We start from the raw sequence: 18,668 nt of genomic DNA, 5'->3' as shown, positions 1-18,668 counted from the left end.
AAACCGACATGAGCGCAAGAACCCTCACCCTGGTTGCCCTGTCCCTGCTCCTGGGCCTGGGCGCCGCCTTGATGGCCAACAACTGGCTGAGCGCGAAGCTCAACGCCAATCCGGACGACAACCTGCAGGCCGTGGTGGTGGCCACGGTGGAGATCCCCTTCGGGCAGATGATCGAAGCCCAGCAGGTGACCCTGGTACGCATGCCCAAGGACACGGTGCCGGACGATGCCTTCGAATCCACCGACAAGGTGGTGGGCAAGATCGCCACCTTCGCCATGCTGCGCGGCGACATCCTGCGCGAAGCGCGGGTTGCCGAGCACCTGGGTGGCAGCACCCTGGCTTCGTTGATTGAGTCGGACAAGCGCGCGGTATCGGTGCGGGTGGACGACGTGGTGGGCGTGGGCGGCTTCCTGCTACCGGGCAACCGGGTCGATGTGCTGGCCACCAAGAAAGTAGGCGGCAACGGTACCGACGCCGAATCCAAGACCATTCTCGAAGACCTGCGCGTGCTGGCCGTGGACCAGACCGCCAGCACCGACAAGACCCAGCCTGTGGTCGTGCGTGCCGTGACCCTGGAAATGAGCCCCAGGCAGGCCGAAATCCTGGTCAAAGCCATGACTGAAGGCCGCCTGCAGCTGGCCCTGCGCAACCCCCTGGACGACCAGAAGAAGCCTGAACCCAAGGTCGCGGCGGCAACAAAGCAGGCAGCTCCCGTACCCGCCGCCCCCAGGCCAATAGCGCGCCGCAGCGATGGTGGCTACGGCGTGATCATCATCCGCGGCACAGAAGTAAAGGTGGCGAAGGCTCAACTCTAGGCCAGTACTTTCGCTAATCGGCGCAAAGTGGGCGCAGTCAGTGACCAGTCACACGAGGAGAGGGTTATGCAAAACATTCGGAAAGTTGGAACCCTGGCACTGCTCCTGCTGGCCTGGACCCTGCAGCCGGCCCCCCTGGATGCGGCGCAGCCACCGGTAATGGCCGCGCCCATGCCGACGGCCAGTACCGGCCGGATCCAGGTGCCTATCTACAAGGCACGCATCCTCACCACCCGGGCGCCGGTGAAGCGCATCTCGGTGGGCAATCCCGAGGTGGCCGACCTGCTCATGACCAGCCCGACCCAGCTCTACCTGCTGGGGCGTTCCTTGGGCAGCACCAACGTGCTGCTTTGGGACAACAGCAACCGCCTGATCGACAGCCTCGACCTGGACGTGGTGCATGACCTCGGCGGCGTCAAGGAAAAGCTGCACCAACTGATGCCCAACGAGCGCATAGAGGTGTTCAGTTCCCAGGGCTCACTGGTGCTGCGTGGCCAGGTCAGCAGCGCTGCGGTCATGGACACGGCGGTGAAAGTGGCCAAGAGTTACGCCGCCCAGACTTCCAGCGTGGTCCAGGGGGAAGGCGAGGCGGCCAAGCTGGCCCCGGCCCAGTCGCTGGAGGTGATCAACCTGCTCAGTGTCGGCGGCAGCCAGCAGGTGATGCTGGAGGTCAAGGTGGCGGAAATTCAGCGCAACCTGCTCAAGACCCTCGACGTACGCTTCAACGCCTTGCATATGGGCGGCAACTGGGCCACGGGGGGCTTCAATAACGGCCAGGGCCTAGGCTTCGACGGGGACGGATTCGTCAACCCGACCGCGCTGTTGGGCAATGGCAAGGGCTTCTTCGGCCAGTTCCTCTCGGACGACTTCCTATTCAACGTGGTGCTTGAGGCGGCCAAGGACAATGGTTCGGCCAAGGTGCTGGCCGAACCCACTCTGACCACCCTCAGTGGCCAACAGGCAGAGTTCATTTCCGGCGGCGAGTTTCCGGTGCCCATCACCGAGGACGATGGCATTACCATCGAGTTCAAGGAGTTCGGGGTAGGCGTGAAGTTCCTTCCGGTGGTACTGGATGAAGGACGCATCAACCTGAATCTCAATGTCTCGGTGAGTGAACTATCCAACGCCAACGCCCTGTCGCTGGATACCGGGCTGGAGAGCATTCTGGGCGACGGCGTCACCCAGATCATTCCTTCGCTGACCAAGCGCAGCGCCGAGTCCACCGTCGAACTGGGCAATGGCCAGACCATCGCCATTGCCGGCCTGATCAGCGAGAACACCCGCGACTTCGTCAGCCGCTTCCCAGGCCTGGGCGACATTCCGGTACTGGGGCACCTGTTCCGTAGTCAGTCATTCCAAAATGGGGAAACCGAACTGGTGATCCTGGTCACGCCGCACCTGGCCAAACCGATCGACGCCAAGGCAGTGCGCTTGCCCACTGAAAAGTTCGTCGAGCCAAGCGACCTGGACTTCTACCTGCTGGGCAAGACCAAGGGCCGCGAGCCGGGAAGGCCAGTGCCGGTCAGCCTCGGCGTCAGCGAAGGCCGGTTTGGCCACGATCTCAAGTAACCGGAGGCATGACCATGAAACTGATCATTCCGTTCTGCCTGATGGCGCTGTCCTGCGGTTGCGTCATGAGCTACGAGGAAGGCCGGGTCGGGACCCTGGGCTACAGCGTCTACCAGACCACCTACCAGCAAATAGCTGACAAGGAGCGGGCGGCCAACCCCGGCACCGAGGTGTCATCCGTCGGCAGGGACGGCCCGGTAACGGAAAATGCCATGGACGGTTATCGGGGAGTGACAGGCGACGCGAAACAGATCGGCCAGCCGATTGAGATCAATATTGGCAACTGAGGACATCGCGATGACCCAGCCAATCTGGAGACCTTTCTCTTCGCCGCCGGGGCGCCAGCGGGGCGCAGTGCTGGTGTTGGTGGCGATAGCCCTGCTGGCCATGCTGTTCATGGCCGCGCTGGCGCTGGACGGCAGCCATATGCTGCTGAACAAGACCCGGTTGCAGAACGCGGTGGATGCGGCAGCCCTGAGCGGCGCCAAGACCCTACAACAGGTCATGGGGTCGGGCAATGCCTCCACCGAGGCACGGGATGCAGCATTGGCCACGCTGAATCTGAATGCGTCAGCACCTGGCAATGGTGAACTGGCCAAGGCCATGGCCGGCAATGCCGGATTCGCCGTGGTGGAATTGTCCAACAGCGTCGTTGGACCCTTCGCCTTTCCTGGGCCGTCGGATGCGCGCTACGTCAGGGTGTCGGTACCGAACTATCCGCTTGCCGGGTTTTTCTGGGGAATGCTCGGTGCCTTCGGTAATGGGAACAGCCCGACGAAGGCGGTGGCGGCTATTGCCACGGCCGGCCCCAGTCCCACTAGCCCTTGCGATATTGCGCCTCTCATGGTGTGTGGCAACCCAAACCAGTACGACCCGGAGGATGGCATTTTCTGGGGCTACCAGTTCGGTGACCTGGAGGTGCTCAAGAGCGCTGCCGGCAACGAGCCCGCCATTGGTCCCGGCAACTTCCAGCTGATTCGCCTGGGCGACAACACCGGTGCGGACGATATTCGCGAAGCCCTGGCCGGCGGTATCAATCAATGCAACGAGGTGGGCGAGGACGTGGAAACCGAACCGGGTAACTCGGTGGGCCCGGTCGCACAAGGGCTCAACACCCGTTTCGGAGAGTACACCGGGCCGATGGGCAATAGCTCCGGCTCTTATCCACCGGACCTGGTGACCAGCTTCAGCAATCCCAATATGACCTACAACGACAATGCTTCTCCTCCCCGGGTGGAATACGGGGGGCAGGTCGTAACCTCGAACGGCGGGGACCTTTCTACCAGCAGCGGCAGCCTGCTGGATTACAACGACTGGCGTCAGGCAATCGGCAACTGCCCCAGTGGGTGCAATTCCAACGGTGTTTTCGAGCGACGCATGATCAAGATCGTCGTGGGCAACTGCAATGGGGCGTCGGGTGGCCAGACGTCCGTACCGGTGCTTGGGTTCGGTTGCTTCTTTCTGCTGCAGACGGTGGCCCAGCAGGGCAACCAGGCGCAGATATTCGGCCAGTTCGTCGAGGAGTGCGAGGGGGACAATGTGCCCGGCCCCACGCCTTCAGACGATGTCGGACCCAACATCATTCAGCTCTACAAAACCTACCTCACCACCACCACAGTGAGTAAGGACTCCTAGGGGGCGTCATGGGACGTCGGGAATGCAAGGCCGTGAAGGGGCAGCGCGGGGTGGCCATGGTGGAGTTCGCCATCACCCTGCCACTGCTGCTGCTGCTGCTGTTCGCCATCGGTGAGTTCGGTCGCATGCTGTTTCAGTACAACTCTTTGCTACAGGCCAACCGCGATGCCGTGCGTTACGTCTCTGGCAAGGCATGGAACTCGACCCTTGGAAAGGTCGAAGTGAGTACCGCTCTGGAGACCCAGACCAAGAACCTGGCCGTCTACGGCGTGCCTGCAACCTCCGCGGGCAGCAAGCCCGTGGTTGTGGGGCTGACGACCAATAACGTACAGGTCACGCCGGTGGGTACCGAGCACGTCCAGGTGAGCACCAGTTATACCTTTGTCCCGCTGCTGGGCGGTGGCATTCCTGGTTTCCTGGGCAAGGGCAAGGGCGTACCACTGGGCTTGACCCTCGTCGCCACCACCGTCATGAGGGCGCTGTGATGAACGCCAGGCGAATGCGCGGGGTGTATGTGGTGGAGTTCGCCATCATCGGCCTGATGCTGTTCATCCTGTTGTTCGGGGTGCTCGAGATGGGGCGCCTCTACTACACCGTGAATACTCTCAATGAGGTCGTTCGTCGCGGCGCCCGCCTGGCGGCGGTATGCAACATCAGCGACAAACAGGTGATCCTCGAAAGAGCGATCTTCGACACGGTGGGTGGCGATGGGACCAGCGAACTGGTGGGGGGGTTGAAAAGCAGTCACGTGACGTTGACTTACCTGGACGAGAACGGCGCCCTGGTTGGAAATCCCGCCGATGAAGCAGGAGTCAATGGGTTTCGCGCCATACGTTACGTTCACTTGGAAGTGGCGAATTTCACCTTCTATCTACTGATTCCCACCTTGGGGAAAACGATCACCCTGCCGGTATTCAGGGCAACCCTGCCCAGGGAAAGCCTCGGGCGAAGTGTCGAGGGGAATACACAATGTTGACCTCAAGAGAGTCTTCCGCAGGCAATCATCCGAACAAGCAGGCGCTGCGGCTGCTGATCAGTAGCCGTGACGCCGAGGCGCTGCGACATTTGCAAGGTTGCTGCCAACGCGTATCGGGTCTGCTGGTCAATACGCGGCTGGTCACCAACGGCCATACGGATCCCTTGTATGGCCTAGAGCAGATGCCCGACTTTCTGCTCCTGCGCGTCAGCCACTTGTGGCGCGAGGAGTTGGCCGCATTGCTCCAGAGGCCGGCGCAGGAGCGTCCGCCGCTGCTGATCTGCGGCCCTCTGGAGGAACGCGAGGGCATTCGCCTGGCCATGCAGGCTGGCGCCCGAGACTTCCTGCCAGAACCCGTCGCGGAAGAAGAGTTGCGCGCGGCGCTCGGCCGCATGCTGGTGGACGCCCGCACGGGTAGCACCACGGGCGGGAAACTTATCGCCGTGATGAATGCCAAGGGCGGTTCTGGGGCAACCCTGCTGGCCTGTAACCTCGCCCAACAGCTCAGTGTGGCGTGCAAGGGCACCTTGCTGCTGGACCTGGACCTGCAGTTCGGCAGTGTGTCCCATTACCTGGATGTGCAGACCCCGCACAGCCACCTGGATGTGCTGCAGCAGGTCGACGAGCTGGACAGCGTCGCATTGCGCGGTTTCTGCAGCCACTTCAGCCCCAGCCTGCATGTGCTCGGTGGGCGTACAAGCGAGCTCTGCCTGTACCAGGATGTGCGCCTGGAGCAACTGGAGACCCTGCTGGCCCTGGCCCGCAACACCTACGACTGGGTGGTGGTGGACCTGCCGCGGCAGATCGACCATATCACCGGCGTCACCCTGGAGCAGGCCGACCGGGTATACATCGTGGTGCAGCAAAGCCTGAGCCATCTTAAAGATGCCAATCGCCTGGTACGTATCCTGCGTGACGATCTCGGGGTGCAGGGCAACCGCTTGCAGGTGGTGGTCAATCGCTACAACAAGACCGCGCCTGTGTCGCTCAAGGATATTGCCGAAACGCTGCGCTGTTCGGAGCTGCAGAAGTTGCCCAACGACTATGCCGTGGTCAGCGAGAGCCAGAACACCGGAGTGCCCCTGGTGCTCCATGCGCCGCGGGCGCCGGTGAGCCTCGCCATCCGCGAACTCAGCCAGGAACTGCTCGGCACCGAGGCGGCCAGGCAAGGCCTGCTGAAACGTACCTTCAGCCGACTGTTCGGGGGATAGACCATGCTCAGCGAATTTCGCAATCGCCTGCGCCAGCCGGCTGCCAAGAAAGCCGATAGTGCCCAGCAGGACGTAAATGAAGAGGGTCTGGAGGGCACCAGTGCGCTGATGGCTTGGGAAATCAGTGCGCCTGATGCAGTGTACGAGACCAAGACCCAGCTCAACCCGGTGGAAGCCGAGTGGAGGGAGAGGATCTACCAGCAGTTGCTCAAGGTCATGGACCTGTCCCTGCTGGACTCCCTTGAACCGGCAGAGGCGGCGCGGCAGATTCGCGAAATTTGCCTGCGTCTGCTGGATGAGCACTCGGCCCCGGTGAGTTCCAACTGCCGTCAACTGATCATCAAGCAGATCACCGATGAGGTGCTCGGTCTCGGGCCGCTGGAGCCCTTGCTGGCCGACCACAGCGTGTCCGACATCCTGGTCAATGGACATGCTTCGGTATATGTCGAGCGCCATGGCAAGTTGCAGCGTACCGACGTGCGTTTCCGTGATGACCAGCATCTGTTGAACATCATCGACCGCATCGTCTCCAGCCTGGGGCGGCGTATCGATGAGTCATCGCCACTGGTGGATGCGCGCTTGAAGGATGGTTCCCGGGTCAATGCCATTATCCCGCCGCTGGCCATCGATGGGCCAAGCATGTCGATCCGCCGGTTCGCCGTGGACCTGCTCAACACCGAGAGCCTGATCCAGATGGGCACGCTGACCCCGGCCATTGCTCTGGTGCTCAAGGCCATAGTGCGCGGGCGCCTGAATGTACTGGTGTCCGGAGGCACCGGTACCGGCAAGACCACCATGCTCAACGTGTTGTCCAGCTTCATTCCGCACAACGAGCGGATTGTCACCATCGAAGACTCGGCGGAGTTGCAACTGCAACAACCCCATGTGGTGCGCCTGGAAACCCGCCCGTCGAACATCGAAGGGCGCGGCGAGGTGAGTCAACGCGAGTTGGTACGCAACAGCCTGCGCATGCGCCCGGACCGGATCGTCATCGGCGAGGTTCGTGGCGCCGAGGCCCTGGACATGCTCACTGCAATGAACACCGGGCATGACGGCTCGATCACCACCATTCACGCCAATACCGCTCGCGATGCACTGGGGCGGATCGAGAACATGGTGTCCATGACCGGTGCCACCTTCCCGATCAAGGCCATGCGCCAGCAGATAGCCTCGGCTATCGATGTCGTGATCCAGCTGGAACGACAGGAGGATGGTCGGCGACGTCTGGTCAGCGTGCAGGAAATAAACGGTATGGAAGGCGAGATCATCACCATGACCGAGATCTTCGGTTTCGATCGCCGCGGCATGGGCGAGCATGGCGAGGTGCTGGGGGACTTCCGGCCAACCGGCATGGTTCCTGCGTTCCGCGATGTGCTGGCCAAGCGCGGCATCGAGTTGCCGTTGAATCTGTTCCGCCCCGAATGGATGGAGGCCTAGCGATCATGAACCAGATTCCCTCCGAGTTCATCCTGGCCTTCCTGGGCATGGTGTTCGTTGCGGTGTTCCTCCTCAGCCAGGGGCTGGTAGTGCCCGTATTTGGTGAGGCGAGCAAGGTGCGCAGGCGGATCCGCTCTAGGTTGGATCTGCTCGAGCATGCCAGCAACCAGCCGAACATGCAGAGCGTGCTTCGGCGGAAGTACCTGAAGCGGCTGTCGCCTATTGAGGCGGCGTTGGAGCAACTGCCGTTCATGGAGCGCCTGGCGCAGATGATCGAGCAGGCAGGCCATGAGTACCGTGCCTACCGAGTGCTGATGCTGGGCCTGCTCCTGGCTGTTGGCGCCGGTCTCTGCCTCTGGTTTCTGCTGAAGCTCTGGTGGGCAGCCCTGATACTGGCTTCAGTGGTGTTCTGGCTTCCCGTCCTGAAGGTCGCCAGCGACCGGAACAAGCGCTTCGCCGCTTTCGAGGAGGGCTTGCCGGATGCCCTGGATGCTATGTGCCGCGCCCTGCGCGCGGGGCATCCGTTCAACGAAACCCTGAATCTGGTTGCGGAGGAGCACAAGGGGCCGGTGGCCCATGAGTTCGGCCTCACTTTTGCCGATATCAACTATGGCAACGATGTGCGCCGGGCCATGCTAGGTCTGCTGGAACGGATGCCGAGCATGACGGTGATGATGTTGGTGACCTCGATACTGATTCACCGCGAAACCGGCGGAAACCTGACGGAGGTGCTGGAGCGGCTGAGTGGCCTGATTCGCGGGCGTTTCCGCTTTCAGCGCAAGGTAAAGACCCTTTCCGCTGAGGGGCGCATGTCGGCCTGGGTGCTGGTTTCGATTCCGTTCATTTTGACCATCATGATCATCCTGACGACTCCCGATTACATTCCCAGGCTGATCAAAGAGCACATAGGCCAGCAACTGGTGATGGCGGCATTCTTAGCCATGCTGCTGGGAATTTACTGGATCCGCAGAATCATTCGTATCCAGGTGTGAGTGTTACTCGCGAGCTGCACGGAGTGTGTCATGGACTACCTACTTGGTTTGATCAGGGGCTCAGTGGGCAGCGAGGAACTGGCTCGTCTGCTGTTCATCGGCGCGATTGGGCTGAGTGCAGTGCTTGCCTTGGTCACCGTGGGCTTACTGGTGCTGGGCTTGCAGGACCCAGTACAGCGCCGCCTGGCGTTGATCAAGCGAGGCCATGGCGGACAGTCCACTGACCAGCGCCCCCCCAGCAACCTGCAACTGTTGCTGGAGCAGGTCGGGCAGCGCTTTGCATCCGTCGAGGACAGCAAGCTTTCCGCCACTCGTATCCTGTTGATGCATGCCGGTTACCGCTCGCATTCGGCAGCACAAATTTACTGGGCCATTCGCCTGCTGCTGCCGCTGTCGTTGCTGGCCGTGACGGTGTTGGCATTGCCCTTGTTGCCGAAAATCTCGTTGGTGCTTGGTCTGGCGTTGGCGGCAGGCGCCACAGGCATTGGCTGGCTGGCGCCAGCGGTATACGTGGACAAGCGCAAGGGGGCGCGGCTGAATCGTCTGCGTGCTGCTTTTCCCGATGCCCTAGACCTCATGGTGGTTTGTGTGGAGTCAGGGCTGTCGCTGCCCCAAGCCATCGAGCGGGTGGCCGAAGAAATGACGGTGAGCCAGGTGGAGCTGGCAGAGGAGCTGGCACTGGTGAATGCGGCAATTCGTGCGGGCATCCCAAGTGCCCAGGCGCTCAAGCTGCTGGCGGATCGAACCGGCTTGGAGGAGGTGCAGGGGCTGGTCAGTCTGCTGGCGCAGAGTATTCGTTTTGGCTCCAGTATCGCTAATACCCTGCGCATCTACGCCGAGGAGTTTCGCGACAGGAGGAGTCAGGCGGCTGAAGAAAAGGCAGCTAAAATCGGCACCAAACTGATATTCCCGCTAACTTTCTGTCTGTGGCCAAGTTTTTTCCTGGTGGCCGTTGGTCCCGCAATCATTGGGGTTCTGAGAGCTTTAGGGAAACTATGACATGAACAGAGTCAGTCTGCTGTTGGCCATGATGGCCGTGCTGTCCGGATGTCAGACGATGGGGCCGGATAAGCCGAACGGTTTCCGCTCGGTCTACAGCGGCGATAATTCCGTGCTCTATCAGGTGCAGAAGGAGATCAACTCGCCGGACCAGGCGATGCTGATGGCGGGGCGGGCGTACCAGGCCGGTGATCTGGATCTTGCTCTGTTCCAATACCTGCGCGCCATCGAACTGGATCCGAAGCGCTATCAGGCCTTGGTCTGGGTCGGCCGGATCCACAAAGAGCGTGGTAACAACCAGCTTGCCGAAATGGCCTTCAACGACGTATTGACCAGTGAGCCCGGCCATGTCGATGCACAGACGGAACTGGGGCTGCTGAACCTGTCCCAGCGGCGCCACGAACAGGCCCAGGAACTCTTGCTCAAGGCCGTTGGCGAAGACCAGCGCCGTCTCGGGGGCAAGCCGGAAATCGGCCTGGCCGATGTCGGGACGCTCAAGGTCGACAGCAAGTCGCCGCTTAAGGCCTACAATGGGCTCGGCGTGCTAGCGGACCTGCGCGAGGACTTCCCGATTTCCGAAGGCTTCTATCGGTTGGCAATGCAGATCGATCCCCGCTCACCCATGGTGCAGAACAGCCTCGGCTATTCCTATTACCTGGCCGGGCATTGGGAGCAGGCCGAGCGGGCCTACAAGCAGGGCATCAGCTACGAGCCGGCCTACCATCCGCTATGGCGCAACTACGGACTGCTACTGGCACGCATGGGGCGCTACGAGGAAGCAATCTCCGCCTTCGAGCAAGTCGAGAAGCGTGCCGAGGCGAGCAACGATGTCGGTTACATCTGCCTGGTTGAGGGCAAGCTGGAGGAAGCGGAGCAGTTCTTCCGCAGCGCCATCGATCAGTCGCCAGCGCACTATGAAACGGCCTGGGACAATCTCAATCGGGTCCAACAGATTCGCCGTTTGCGCGGGATGGGGGGCGCTACTTCGGTGGGTGAGCCGGTGGCGGTGATTCCAGGTGCGGAGGTGAGGCCGGTCGCCTTGCCGTAGGTTGAAAAGAGGAAGGGGCAGGCCTTGGGCCTGCCCCTTTTCTATTACTTGTTGACCGCGTCGGTCAGGGCCTTGGCCGGTACGAACTTGACCACCTTCTTGGCGGCGATCTCGATCGCCTTGCCGGTCTGCGGGTTGCGGCCAGTGCGAGCGGGGCGCTCGCCAACTTTCAGCTTGCCGATGCCCGGCAGGGTGATCTCATCACTGTTTTCCAGAGAGTCGCTGACGATCTCGCCCAGTTGCTCCAGCACGGCGCGTACGGCGGCCTTGGTGGTGTCGGTAGCTTCTGCGATGTCAGAGATCAACTGGTCTTTGGTGAGTGCCATGGTGTTGCTCCATTCAATGAGTGTCTGGCTTGTGGCCTGGCCGGTCGCGCCGGCCCTGATGAGACAAGCGGTGCGTCTGGAAGTGCGGCCGAGGTAGTGGGGGACAGGCCGCAACCGGAGAGGAAGCTAGCACAAAAGGTGCGGCGCTCCTGTGCGCGAACCCAGGGTTTGCGTCGATTTGACGCAACCTTTACTCGCTCATCGCAACCGACGACAGGTCGTCACCGTTGCTGCGAATCCGGCGTCTACAGATGCTGATGGCCGCAGTTCCGCATGCGGGCCCTGATTTCCCTTGAACGTCTACGCTTGGCCTAGTGATGCCAAGCGCTAAGGAGAGCCGCCATGCTTCGTGCCTTTGCCGATCTGGGTTTTCGCTGGAAAGTCGCCCTGCCCATCCTGGTGCTGGCGCTGCTCATGGTGCTGGTGGGTGGCCTCGGCGTGCAGGGAATCACCCAGGTCGCTGACTCCAGCAAGCAGCTGACCAACCGTTACCTGCCCGCCATCAGTTTGCTGCTCAATGCCGATCGTGACCTGTATCAGGCGTTCATTGCGGAGCGCAGCCTGCTGGATGAGGCGGCCGGCGAGCATGTGCAGGCCCTCAAGGCGGATCATGCGGAGAACCTTCAGCAGGCCTACGACCGCGTGCACAAGTACGCTGCCATGGACGCCAGCGTCGAGGCCCAGCAGCTGGTCGCCCAGTTTGACCTTGGCTACTCCCAATGGAAGGCCACCTCACAGCGAGTGGTTGCGCTGTCGGCCCAGGACCCGACAGCGGCGAGCGCCCTCAGCTTCGGCGACAGCGAGCGCCAGTTCGAGGCCATGCGCGACGCCATCGACAAGCTCGGCGAGCTGGAAGACAAGGCTGCCAACGCAGAGGGGCAGGGTGCCATTTCCCTGGGCGACGCCCGCACCTGGCAGCAGGGTTTGTCCATCGCCATCGGACTGGTCCTGTGCATGATTCTGGTTATCGGCTTCCCGGTGCTGGTGACCCGTCCGCTGCGGAATCTGCTGGAGCGCATCGAGCAGATTGCCGATGGCGACGGCGACCTGCGGGTGCGTCTGGACGTCCTGTCGAAGGATGAGCTGGGCAAGCTCAGCCATGCCTTCAACCGCTTCCTCGACAAGCTGCAGCCGTTGATTCGTGAAGTCAGTCGGGTAACCGGGGAGGTGGCCGATTCCGCTCGCAGCCTGGCCGGGCTCGCGGCGGCCAACGACCGCCTGATCAGCAGTGAGCATGCGGCCGTGGACCAGGTGAGCACCGCCGCCACTGAAATGAGCGCAGCCGTGCATGAGGTGGCACGCAACGCCCAGAACGCCGCGGACGCGGCGCGTTTCGCTGAAGAGCAGTCCCGTGAGGGGGCTCAGGTCGTCGGTGCGACTGTGGCCGTCATCCGCCAGTTGGCTGTGGAGGTGGAAAACGCTTCCACCACAATCGGAACCCTGGAGCAGGAAACCACCAACATCGGCTCAGTGCTGGCGGTAATCAAAGGCATCGCCGACCAGACCAACCTGCTGGCGTTGAACGCCGCCATTGAAGCTGCGCGTGCAGGTGAACAGGGCAGGGGATTTGCCGTGGTGGCGGATGAAGTGCGCGCCCTGGCGGCGCGTACCCAGGACTCCACCAAGGACATCCAGCTGATGATCGAGCGCCTCCAGGTTGGCGTGCAGGAGGCGGTCAAGGCGATGCGCTCGGGCAGCCTCCGGGCGCGGGACAGCGTAGAGCGTGCGGCGGGTGTCGACCGGGCGTTGTCTGACACGGGAGACTCGGTTCAGCGGATCAACGACATGGCGGCACAGATTGCCACCGCCTGCGAAGAGCAGAGCAGTGTCACCGAAGAGATCGCCCGTAACATCAGTGATATCCGTGACCTCTCCAACGAAGCGGCGCAAACCTCGGAACAAAGTACCCAGGCCAGCCAGCACCTCTCTCAGCTTTCCAGTGGCCTGGCGCAGCTGGTGGGGCGTTTTCGGGTCTGATCCGCAAGTGCTTGTAAGGAAACCGGTTTTACCGGTTGTAAGTTGGCGAAGAGCCGGTACAATGGCGCGGCTCGCCGATCTGGCGAGCGGCGTGATGGTGGCCCTGCCGGTCCCCCCGCAACGATCAGCCGTGAACCCGGTCAGGCCCGGAAGGGAGCAGCCGCAGCGGTGAAATCGTGTGCCGGGGTGTGGCTGGTGGGGTCACCTCCAATTCTTCCCAGCTACCGAATCTCAGCGGTAGCGCGCCATAATCCCTTCGATTTCCCCCGATTCCTTCATCTGCAACAGCGTGCGCAGAATGCGCTGCGTTGGCAGGGCCGGGTCATTGCGTATCAGGCAGCTCACGGGTTCTTCTTCCAAAGTGGCGACGTTCTCAAGGCGGTCGCTGTCAGGCAGGTCACGGTTGAACCAGCTCAGGGCCAGTTCGTTGCTCACTGCAAACTGATAGCGTCCGGCCAGCAGTTTCTGTAGTGCCAGTTCCTGGTTGCGGGCTTCGTCGCGATGCAGGGCGCCCCGGTCGAACAGGTGCTGAAGGCGGGGATAGGTGTAACCCAGTACGGTGCCGATGCTTAGCCCGGACAGCGCGTCCGGACTGGCCAGGCGCGGGCTGCCCCTGCGGGCCACGATCAGATCGCGCTGTTGGATGAAAGGCACGCTCCAGAGGTAGTTCTCGCTGTGGGTGATCCATTTCGGGCTGATGTAGCAGCGCACATCGATCTCGCCTTGCGACAGGGCCAGCTCAACGCGGTTGCGCGGCAGGACCTGGATTTGTGCCGGCACATCGAGTCGCTGTACCAGGCGTTCGATCACATCATGAATGATGCCGCCGACCAGGCGGTTGTCCTCGAACTTTGCGAGCGGCATGGCCCAGCTGTCCACTGCCGAAAAGCGCAGCGGTGCCGGTGCGGCGTTGCCAAAGGTGCTCCAGCAGAGGAGTAGGGCGAGGACAAATGAGCGCATCGGGCTCCCTCGTCTGGTTGGGCGGTGCCCCACAATGCCTGTTGCTACATTGATTGAACAGGGCGCCGTTCGCATCGGATGCAATTTACGCATCGCTCCGCTAGCATTAGCCCCTTCTGCTCTTCAGACGCGATGGTTTTCAATGAGTTATCAGGTTCTTGCACGTAAGTGGCGTCCGCGCTCGTTCCGCGAAATGGTCGGCCAGACTCATGTGCTGAAAGCCTTGATCAATGCCCTGGACAACCAGCGCCTGCATCACGCCTACCTGTTCACCGGTACCCGCGGCGTGGGCAAGACCACCATCGCGCGCATTCTCGCCAAGTGCCTGAACTGCGAGACCGGCATCAGCTCAACGCCGTGCGGTCAGTGCTCGGTGTGCCGCGAGATCGATGAGGGGCGTTTCGTCGACCTGATCGAAGTGGACGCCGCCAGCCGTACCAAGGTGGAAGACACTCGCGAGCTGCTAGACAACGTGCAGTACGCGCCCAGCCGCGGTCGCTACAAGGTCTACCTGATCGACGAAGTGCACATGCTTTCCACGCACTCGTTCAACGCATTGCTGAAGACGCTTGAAGAGCCGCCGCCTCACGTCAAGTTCCTGTTGGCCACCACCGACCCGCAGAAACTGCCTGTCACCATCCTCTCGCGCTGCTTGCAGTTCTCCCTGAAGAACATGCCGCCGGAGCGCGTGGTCGAGCACCTGACCCACGTACTCGGCGCCGAGAATGTGCCCTTCGAGGCCGACGCGCTCTGGCTGCTGGGCCGTGCCGCTGATGGCTCGATGCGTGACGCCATGAGCCTCACCGACCAGGCGATCGCCTTCGGTGAAGGCAAGGTGCTCGCTGCTGATGTGCGCGCCATGCTCGGAACCCTTGATCACGGTCAGGTTTACGGTGTGCTCCATGCATTGCTGCAGGGCGATGCACGCGCGTTGCTCGAGGCGGTGCGCCATTTGGCTGAGCAGGGGCCGGACTGGAATGGCGTGCTCTCCGAGATGCTGAATGTGCTGCACCGCGTGGCCATCGCCCAGGTGCTGCCGGATGCCATCGACAACGGCCAGGGTGACCGCGAGCGTGTGCTGGCGCTGGCCCAGGCGTTGCCCGGCGAGGATGTGCAGTTCTACTACCAGATGGGTCTGATCGGTCGGCGCGATCTGCCGCTGGCGCCAGATCCGCGCAGCGGCTTCGAGATGGTGCTGCTACGGATGCTGGCGTTCCGCCCAGCGGATGCCGAGGGCACACCCAAGGTCCAGCTAAAGGACCCGGGGATCAGCCAGGCCACGGTTGATCCCCGGACGAACCCAGTGGCCGGAGCCGCTTCGTCGGCTCCGGTGGCCGTTGCCGCGCTGCAACCCGCCCCCGCAGAAACGCCTGCTCCCGCCGTTGCGTTGGTGCCAGTGGCCAGCCAGGCTATTCCGGCTCCGGCTCCGGCTCCGGCTCCGGCTCCGGCTCCGGCTCCGGTCGTAGAAGCGCCTGCGCCCGCTCCGGCGGTCGAGACTCCTGTTGTGACTGCCGTGGCGGAAGCCATTCCGCCGGCACCCGTTGCCGAACCTATCGTTGAAGCTGCTGCCGAGCCTACTGCGGAACCCGCGGTAGACGCGCCTGAGCCTGCGGCTGAAGTCCCAGCCGAGGTGGTCGACCTGCCTTGGGACGAGCCAACCACGCCAGTGGCAGTAGCGCCTGCTGTCGAGCCCCTGCCTGAATCCGAACCGGAGGTCGTGGCTGAGTCGGTGCCTGTTGTGCCCGAGCCTGTCGCTCAGTCCGAGGTGGCTGCAACGGCGGATGAGTCCGAAGACGAACCCCCGCTGGGCGACTACGAGGACTACTACGAGTCGGATGCCGAGAGCATTGCCTACATGGACGACTTCGGCCCGTCTGAAGAACCTGCCGCGGTACCGGAGGTCCTGCCGGCAGCGCAGCCGGCCACGGGACTGGCCGCCGAGTGGCTGGACCTGTTCCCGCGCCTTGGTCTGTCAGGCATGACCGGCAACATTGGCGCCAACTGCACCCTGGTGGCGGTGGAGGGTGACGTCTGGCGCCTGCACCTGGACCCTGCGCAGAGCGCGCTGTTCAATGCCAACCAGCAGCGTCGTCTGAACGATGCGCTTAACCAGTACCACGGGCGTAATCTGAAGCTGGAAGTTGAAGTGCGTCGTCCCGAGCAGGAAACCCCGGCCCAGGCCGCCGCTCGTAAACGTGCCGCTCGTCAGCGCCAGGCCGAAGCGGCCATTGCCAGTGATCCGCTGGTGCTGAAAATGATCGAACTGTTCGGCGCCCAGGTGCGCGCCGACACCATTGAACCACTTGACCGCTGAGGACAATCACCATGATGAAAGGTGGCATGGCAGGCCTGATGAAGCAGGCCCAGCAAATGCAGGAAAAAATGCAGAAGATGCAGGAAGAACTGGCCAATGCTGAAGTCACCGGCCAGTCCGGTGCTGGCCTGGTGAGCGTGGTGATGACGGGTCGCCACGACGTCAAGCGCGTCTCCCTGGACGACAGCCTGATGCAGGAGGACAAGGAAATCCTCGAAGACCTGATCGCCGCTGCAGTGAACGATGCGGTCCGCAAGATCGAGCAGAACAACCAGGAAAAAATGGCAGGCATGACTGCTGGCATGCAGCTGCCCCCCGGCTTCAAAATGCCCTTCTGAGTGGCCATGTGGCGAGCCACTGCTCTGATGCGGTGGCTACGCTGGTCGCACCCGGCTTCGCGTAGGGTGGGCTTCAGCCCAGCGCCGGGATTGGTGGGCTGAAGCCCACTCTACATTTCACTTCCATCCATCCCGAGACTCCCATGAGCTTCAGCCCGCTGATCCGCCAACTGATCGACGCCTTGCGCATCCTGCCCGGTGTGGGCCAGAAGACGGCGCAACGCATGGCGTTGCAGATGCTGGAGCGCGACCGCAGTGGCGGGCTGCGCCTGGCGCAGGCGCTGACGGCGGCGATGGAAGGGGTCGGCCATTGCAAGCAGTGCCGCACCCTGAGCGAGGATGAACTCTGTCCACAGTGCGTCGATCCGCGTCGCGATGATTCTCTGCTCTGCGTGGTTGAGGGGCCGTTGGATGTATTCGCGGTGGAGCAGACCGGCTATCGCGGCCGCTTCTTCGTGCTCAAGGGGCACCTGTCGCCCCTGGATGGCCTCGGCCCGGAAGCGATCGGCATCCCGGAGCTGATTGCGCGCATCGAGGCAGGCCAGTTCGCTGAGGTGATCCTGGCGACCAACCCCACCGTGGAGGGGGAGGCCACCGCCCACTACATCGCCCAATTGTTGTCGCCCAAGTCCATCACCGTTTCCCGCATCGCCCATGGCGTGCCGCTGGGGGGCGAGCTGGAACTGGTGGACGGCGGCACCCTGGCCCATGCGTTGGCCGGGCGTCGTCCGATCGGGCTCTGATCCGCGAGGCGTCGAGGCCGATACGGCCGGATCGATGGCGCAACTCTCATCTTGCTAACCAAGCAAGCGCTCGGTAAGTTCGACCGATCTTACCGGGGAGTCTTGCCATGTCTGCCTATCAGGAATATTTCGACGAGTCCCATCAACTGGTTCGAGACTCTGTGCGTCGCTTCGTCGAGCGGGAAATCCTGCCCCACATCGCCGAATGGGAAGAGGCCGAGGAGTTTCCCCGCGAGCTTTACCTCAAGGCCGGTGCAGCCGGAATCCTCGGCATCGGCTACCCGGAGCAGTTCGGTGGCAGCCACGAAGGTGACGTGTTCGCCAAAGTGGCAGCCAGTGAAGAGTTGATGCGCTGTGGTTCTGGAGGGCTGGTGGCTGGATTGGGTTCCCTGGATATCGGCCTGCCTCCGGTGATCAAGTGGGGGCGCACCGAGCTGCGTGAGCGCGTTGTGCCCCAGGTGTTGGCGGGCGAGAAGATCATGGCGCTGGCGGTGACGGAGCCTTCGGGTGGATCGGATGTGGCCAATCTCAAGACCCGTGCTGTGCGGGATGGCGATTTCTACCGGGTCTCTGGCAGCAAGACATTCATTACAAGCGGTGTGCGTGCCGACTACTACACGGTCGCGGTGCGCACCGGTGGCGAAGGCTTCGGCGGGGTCAGCCTGCTGCTGGTGGAGAAGGGCACGCCCGGATTCACCGTTGGCCGCAAGTTGAAGAAGATGGGCTGGTGGGCCTCGGACACTGCCGAACTGTTCTTTGACGATTGCATGGTGCCAGTGGAGAACCTGATCGGCATGGAGAACATGGGCTTCGCCTGCATCATGGCCAACTTCCAGAGCGAGCGCCTGGCGCTGGCGATCATGGCCAACATGACGGCCCAGCTTGCACTGGAGGAATCCCTCAAATGGGGCTGCGAGCGTGAGGCTTTCGGCAAACCGATCGGCAAGTTCCAGGTGCTCAAGCATCGTCTGGCGGAGATGGCGACCCAGTTGGAAGTATCCCGTGAGTTCACCTACCGCCAAGCCGCGAAGATGGCGGTGGGCAAGAGCGTGATCAAGGAAATCTCCATGGCGAAGAACTTTGCCACCGATATCGCAGACCGCCTTACCTATGACGCCGTGCAGATTCTCGGGGGCATGGGTTACATGCGCGAAAGCCTGGTGGAGCGGCTGTATCGCGACAACCGCATTCTCTCCATCGGTGGCGGTACGCGGGAAATCATGAATGAGATCATCGCCAAGCAGATGAATCTCTGAACCGGACCGGAACTTCCGAATGGGTGTTCCGGTTTTCATTGGATCATATATATTGCGATCGACATTCAATAA

18 protein-coding genes and 1 other RNA gene are annotated in these 18,668 nt (G+C 62.2%); 17 read left to right on the top strand and 2 right to left on the bottom strand.

Annotation, left to right across the window (positions count from 1 at the left end):
• Positions 1-8: 8 nt before the first annotated feature.
• The 11 genes from cpaB to E8F20_RS09590 all read left to right on the top strand — a co-directional run bounded on the left by cpaB (position 9) and on the right by E8F20_RS09590 (position 10,682).
• Entirely contained in the window at positions 9-815 is an 807-nt protein-coding gene (gene cpaB, locus E8F20_RS09640) for a Flp pilus assembly protein CpaB (RefSeq protein WP_280283547.1), read from the top strand.
• 66 nt (positions 816-881) lie between these two features.
• The gene (locus E8F20_RS09635) at positions 882-2,384 is read left to right on the top strand and encodes a type II and III secretion system protein family protein (RefSeq protein ID WP_280283546.1); all 1,503 of its coding nucleotides are present in this window, start codon (positions 882-884) and stop codon (positions 2,382-2,384) included.
• A 14-nt stretch (positions 2,385-2,398) separates the two neighbouring features.
• Positions 2,399-2,671: a hypothetical protein gene (locus tag E8F20_RS09630; protein WP_028629768.1), complete on the top strand. Its 273-nt coding sequence runs from the start codon at positions 2,399-2,401 to the stop codon at positions 2,669-2,671.
• Between the two features lie 10 nt (positions 2,672-2,681).
• On the top strand, positions 2,682-4,019 hold the full coding sequence (locus E8F20_RS09625; protein ID WP_280283545.1) for a Tad domain-containing protein: 1,338 nt from the start codon (positions 2,682-2,684) through the stop codon (positions 4,017-4,019).
• A gap of 8 nt (positions 4,020-4,027) precedes the next feature.
• Positions 4,028-4,504, top strand: coding sequence for a TadE/TadG family type IV pilus assembly protein (locus E8F20_RS09620; protein WP_280283544.1), 477 nt, complete (start codon positions 4,028-4,030; stop codon positions 4,502-4,504).
• Positions 4,504-4,995, top strand: a complete 492-nt coding sequence (locus tag E8F20_RS09615) for a TadE family protein (RefSeq protein ID WP_028629771.1) — start codon at positions 4,504-4,506, stop codon at positions 4,993-4,995. Before E8F20_RS09620 ends, E8F20_RS09615 begins: the two co-directional genes overlap by 1 nt.
• Positions 4,989-6,206, top strand: a complete 1,218-nt coding sequence (locus E8F20_RS09610) for an AAA family ATPase (protein ID WP_028629772.1) — start codon at positions 4,989-4,991, stop codon at positions 6,204-6,206. The genes E8F20_RS09615 and E8F20_RS09610 overlap by 7 nt, the downstream gene beginning before the upstream one ends.
• Positions 6,207-6,209: 3 nt before the next feature.
• Positions 6,210-7,643, top strand: a complete 1,434-nt coding sequence (locus tag E8F20_RS09605; protein WP_280283543.1) for a CpaF family protein — start codon at positions 6,210-6,212, stop codon at positions 7,641-7,643.
• 5 nt (positions 7,644-7,648) lie between these two features.
• A complete protein-coding gene (locus tag E8F20_RS09600) occupies positions 7,649-8,635 on the top strand; it encodes a type II secretion system F family protein (protein WP_280283542.1) in 987 nt (328 codons plus the stop codon).
• A 30-nt stretch (positions 8,636-8,665) separates the two neighbouring features.
• On the top strand, positions 8,666-9,634 hold the full coding sequence (locus E8F20_RS09595) for a type II secretion system F family protein (RefSeq protein WP_280283541.1): 969 nt from the start codon (positions 8,666-8,668) through the stop codon (positions 9,632-9,634).
• Position 9,635: 1 nt separating this feature from the next.
• Entirely contained in the window at positions 9,636-10,682 is a 1,047-nt protein-coding gene (locus tag E8F20_RS09590) for a tetratricopeptide repeat protein (protein WP_280283540.1), read from the top strand.
• Positions 10,683-10,726: 44 nt separating this feature from the next.
• Here the strand turns inward: E8F20_RS09590 and E8F20_RS09585 are convergent, their stop codons facing one another.
• Positions 10,727-11,026: an HU family DNA-binding protein gene (locus E8F20_RS09585; RefSeq protein ID WP_256658019.1), complete on the bottom strand. Its 300-nt coding sequence runs from the start codon at positions 11,024-11,026 to the stop codon at positions 10,727-10,729.
• A gap of 324 nt (positions 11,027-11,350) precedes the next feature.
• Here E8F20_RS09585 and E8F20_RS09580 point away from each other — a divergent pair, with 324 nt between their 5' ends.
• Positions 11,351-12,985, top strand: a complete 1,635-nt coding sequence (locus tag E8F20_RS09580; protein ID WP_280283539.1) for a methyl-accepting chemotaxis protein — start codon at positions 11,351-11,353, stop codon at positions 12,983-12,985.
• Between the two features lie 104 nt (positions 12,986-13,089).
• Positions 13,090-13,186: signal recognition particle sRNA small type (ffs, locus tag E8F20_RS09575), an RNA gene on the top strand.
• 30 nt (positions 13,187-13,216) lie between these two features.
• Here ffs and E8F20_RS09570 read toward each other — a convergent pair.
• Positions 13,217-13,945 carry a transporter substrate-binding domain-containing protein gene (locus E8F20_RS09570; protein ID WP_280283538.1) on the bottom strand — a complete coding sequence of 243 codons (729 nt, stop codon included), beginning with the start codon at positions 13,943-13,945 and terminating at the stop codon, positions 13,217-13,219.
• Positions 13,946-14,087: 142 nt separating this feature from the next.
• Between E8F20_RS09570 and dnaX the strand changes: the two genes are divergently transcribed.
• From dnaX to E8F20_RS09550, 4 genes are all read left to right on the top strand, one after another.
• Complete coding sequence (dnaX, locus tag E8F20_RS09565) at positions 14,088-16,259, top strand: DNA polymerase III subunit gamma/tau (RefSeq protein WP_280283537.1); 2,172 nt, start codon at positions 14,088-14,090, stop codon at positions 16,257-16,259.
• Positions 16,260-16,270: 11 nt separating this feature from the next.
• Positions 16,271-16,597, top strand: a complete 327-nt coding sequence (locus tag E8F20_RS09560; RefSeq protein ID WP_009619439.1) for a YbaB/EbfC family nucleoid-associated protein — start codon at positions 16,271-16,273, stop codon at positions 16,595-16,597.
• A 143-nt stretch (positions 16,598-16,740) separates the two neighbouring features.
• Positions 16,741-17,340 carry a recombination mediator RecR gene (recR, locus tag E8F20_RS09555; protein WP_280283536.1) on the top strand — a complete coding sequence of 200 codons (600 nt, stop codon included), beginning with the start codon at positions 16,741-16,743 and terminating at the stop codon, positions 17,338-17,340.
• A gap of 107 nt (positions 17,341-17,447) precedes the next feature.
• Positions 17,448-18,596, top strand: a complete 1,149-nt coding sequence (locus E8F20_RS09550) for an acyl-CoA dehydrogenase family protein (protein WP_280283535.1) — start codon at positions 17,448-17,450, stop codon at positions 18,594-18,596.
• Positions 18,597-18,668 lie beyond the last annotated feature (72 nt).

The sequence above is a fragment of the Pseudomonas sp. BN415 genome, assembly GCF_029871195.1.
Lineage (GTDB): Bacteria > Pseudomonadota > Gammaproteobacteria > Pseudomonadales > Pseudomonadaceae > Metapseudomonas > Metapseudomonas resinovorans.
The sequence above is the reverse complement of the archived record's forward strand: the minus strand, read 5'-3'. Positions and strand labels throughout refer to the sequence as shown.

Bases quoted from the DNA above. Each gene is read 5' to 3' on its own strand.
- E8F20_RS09625 (WP_280283545.1), top strand. From the start codon at position 2,682: ATGACCCAGCCAATCTGGAGACCTTTCTCTTCGCCGCCGGGGCGCCAG.
- E8F20_RS09590 (WP_280283540.1), top strand. From the start codon at position 9,636: ATGAACAGAGTCAGTCTGCTGTTGGCCATGATGGCCGTGCTGTCCGGA.
- E8F20_RS09620 (WP_280283544.1), top strand. From the start codon at position 4,028: ATGGGACGTCGGGAATGCAAGGCCGTGAAGGGGCAGCGCGGGGTGGCC.
- E8F20_RS09605 (WP_280283543.1), top strand. From the start codon at position 6,210: ATGCTCAGCGAATTTCGCAATCGCCTGCGCCAGCCGGCTGCCAAGAAA.
- cpaB (WP_280283547.1), top strand. From the start codon at position 9: ATGAGCGCAAGAACCCTCACCCTGGTTGCCCTGTCCCTGCTCCTGGGC.
- E8F20_RS09600 (WP_280283542.1), top strand. From the start codon at position 7,649: ATGAACCAGATTCCCTCCGAGTTCATCCTGGCCTTCCTGGGCATGGTG.
- E8F20_RS09580 (WP_280283539.1), top strand. From the start codon at position 11,351: ATGCTTCGTGCCTTTGCCGATCTGGGTTTTCGCTGGAAAGTCGCCCTG.
- recR (WP_280283536.1), top strand. From the start codon at position 16,741: ATGAGCTTCAGCCCGCTGATCCGCCAACTGATCGACGCCTTGCGCATC.
- E8F20_RS09570 (WP_280283538.1), bottom strand. From the start codon at position 13,945: ATGCGCTCATTTGTCCTCGCCCTACTCCTCTGCTGGAGCACCTTTGGC.
- E8F20_RS09615 (WP_028629771.1), top strand. From the start codon at position 4,504: ATGAACGCCAGGCGAATGCGCGGGGTGTATGTGGTGGAGTTCGCCATC.
- E8F20_RS09550 (WP_280283535.1), top strand. From the start codon at position 17,448: ATGTCTGCCTATCAGGAATATTTCGACGAGTCCCATCAACTGGTTCGA.
- E8F20_RS09630 (WP_028629768.1), top strand. From the start codon at position 2,399: ATGAAACTGATCATTCCGTTCTGCCTGATGGCGCTGTCCTGCGGTTGC.
- E8F20_RS09595 (WP_280283541.1), top strand. From the start codon at position 8,666: ATGGACTACCTACTTGGTTTGATCAGGGGCTCAGTGGGCAGCGAGGAA.
- E8F20_RS09635 (WP_280283546.1), top strand. From the start codon at position 882: ATGCAAAACATTCGGAAAGTTGGAACCCTGGCACTGCTCCTGCTGGCC.
- E8F20_RS09560 (WP_009619439.1), top strand. From the start codon at position 16,271: ATGATGAAAGGTGGCATGGCAGGCCTGATGAAGCAGGCCCAGCAAATG.
- E8F20_RS09610 (WP_028629772.1), top strand. From the start codon at position 4,989: ATGTTGACCTCAAGAGAGTCTTCCGCAGGCAATCATCCGAACAAGCAG.
- dnaX (WP_280283537.1), top strand. From the start codon at position 14,088: ATGAGTTATCAGGTTCTTGCACGTAAGTGGCGTCCGCGCTCGTTCCGC.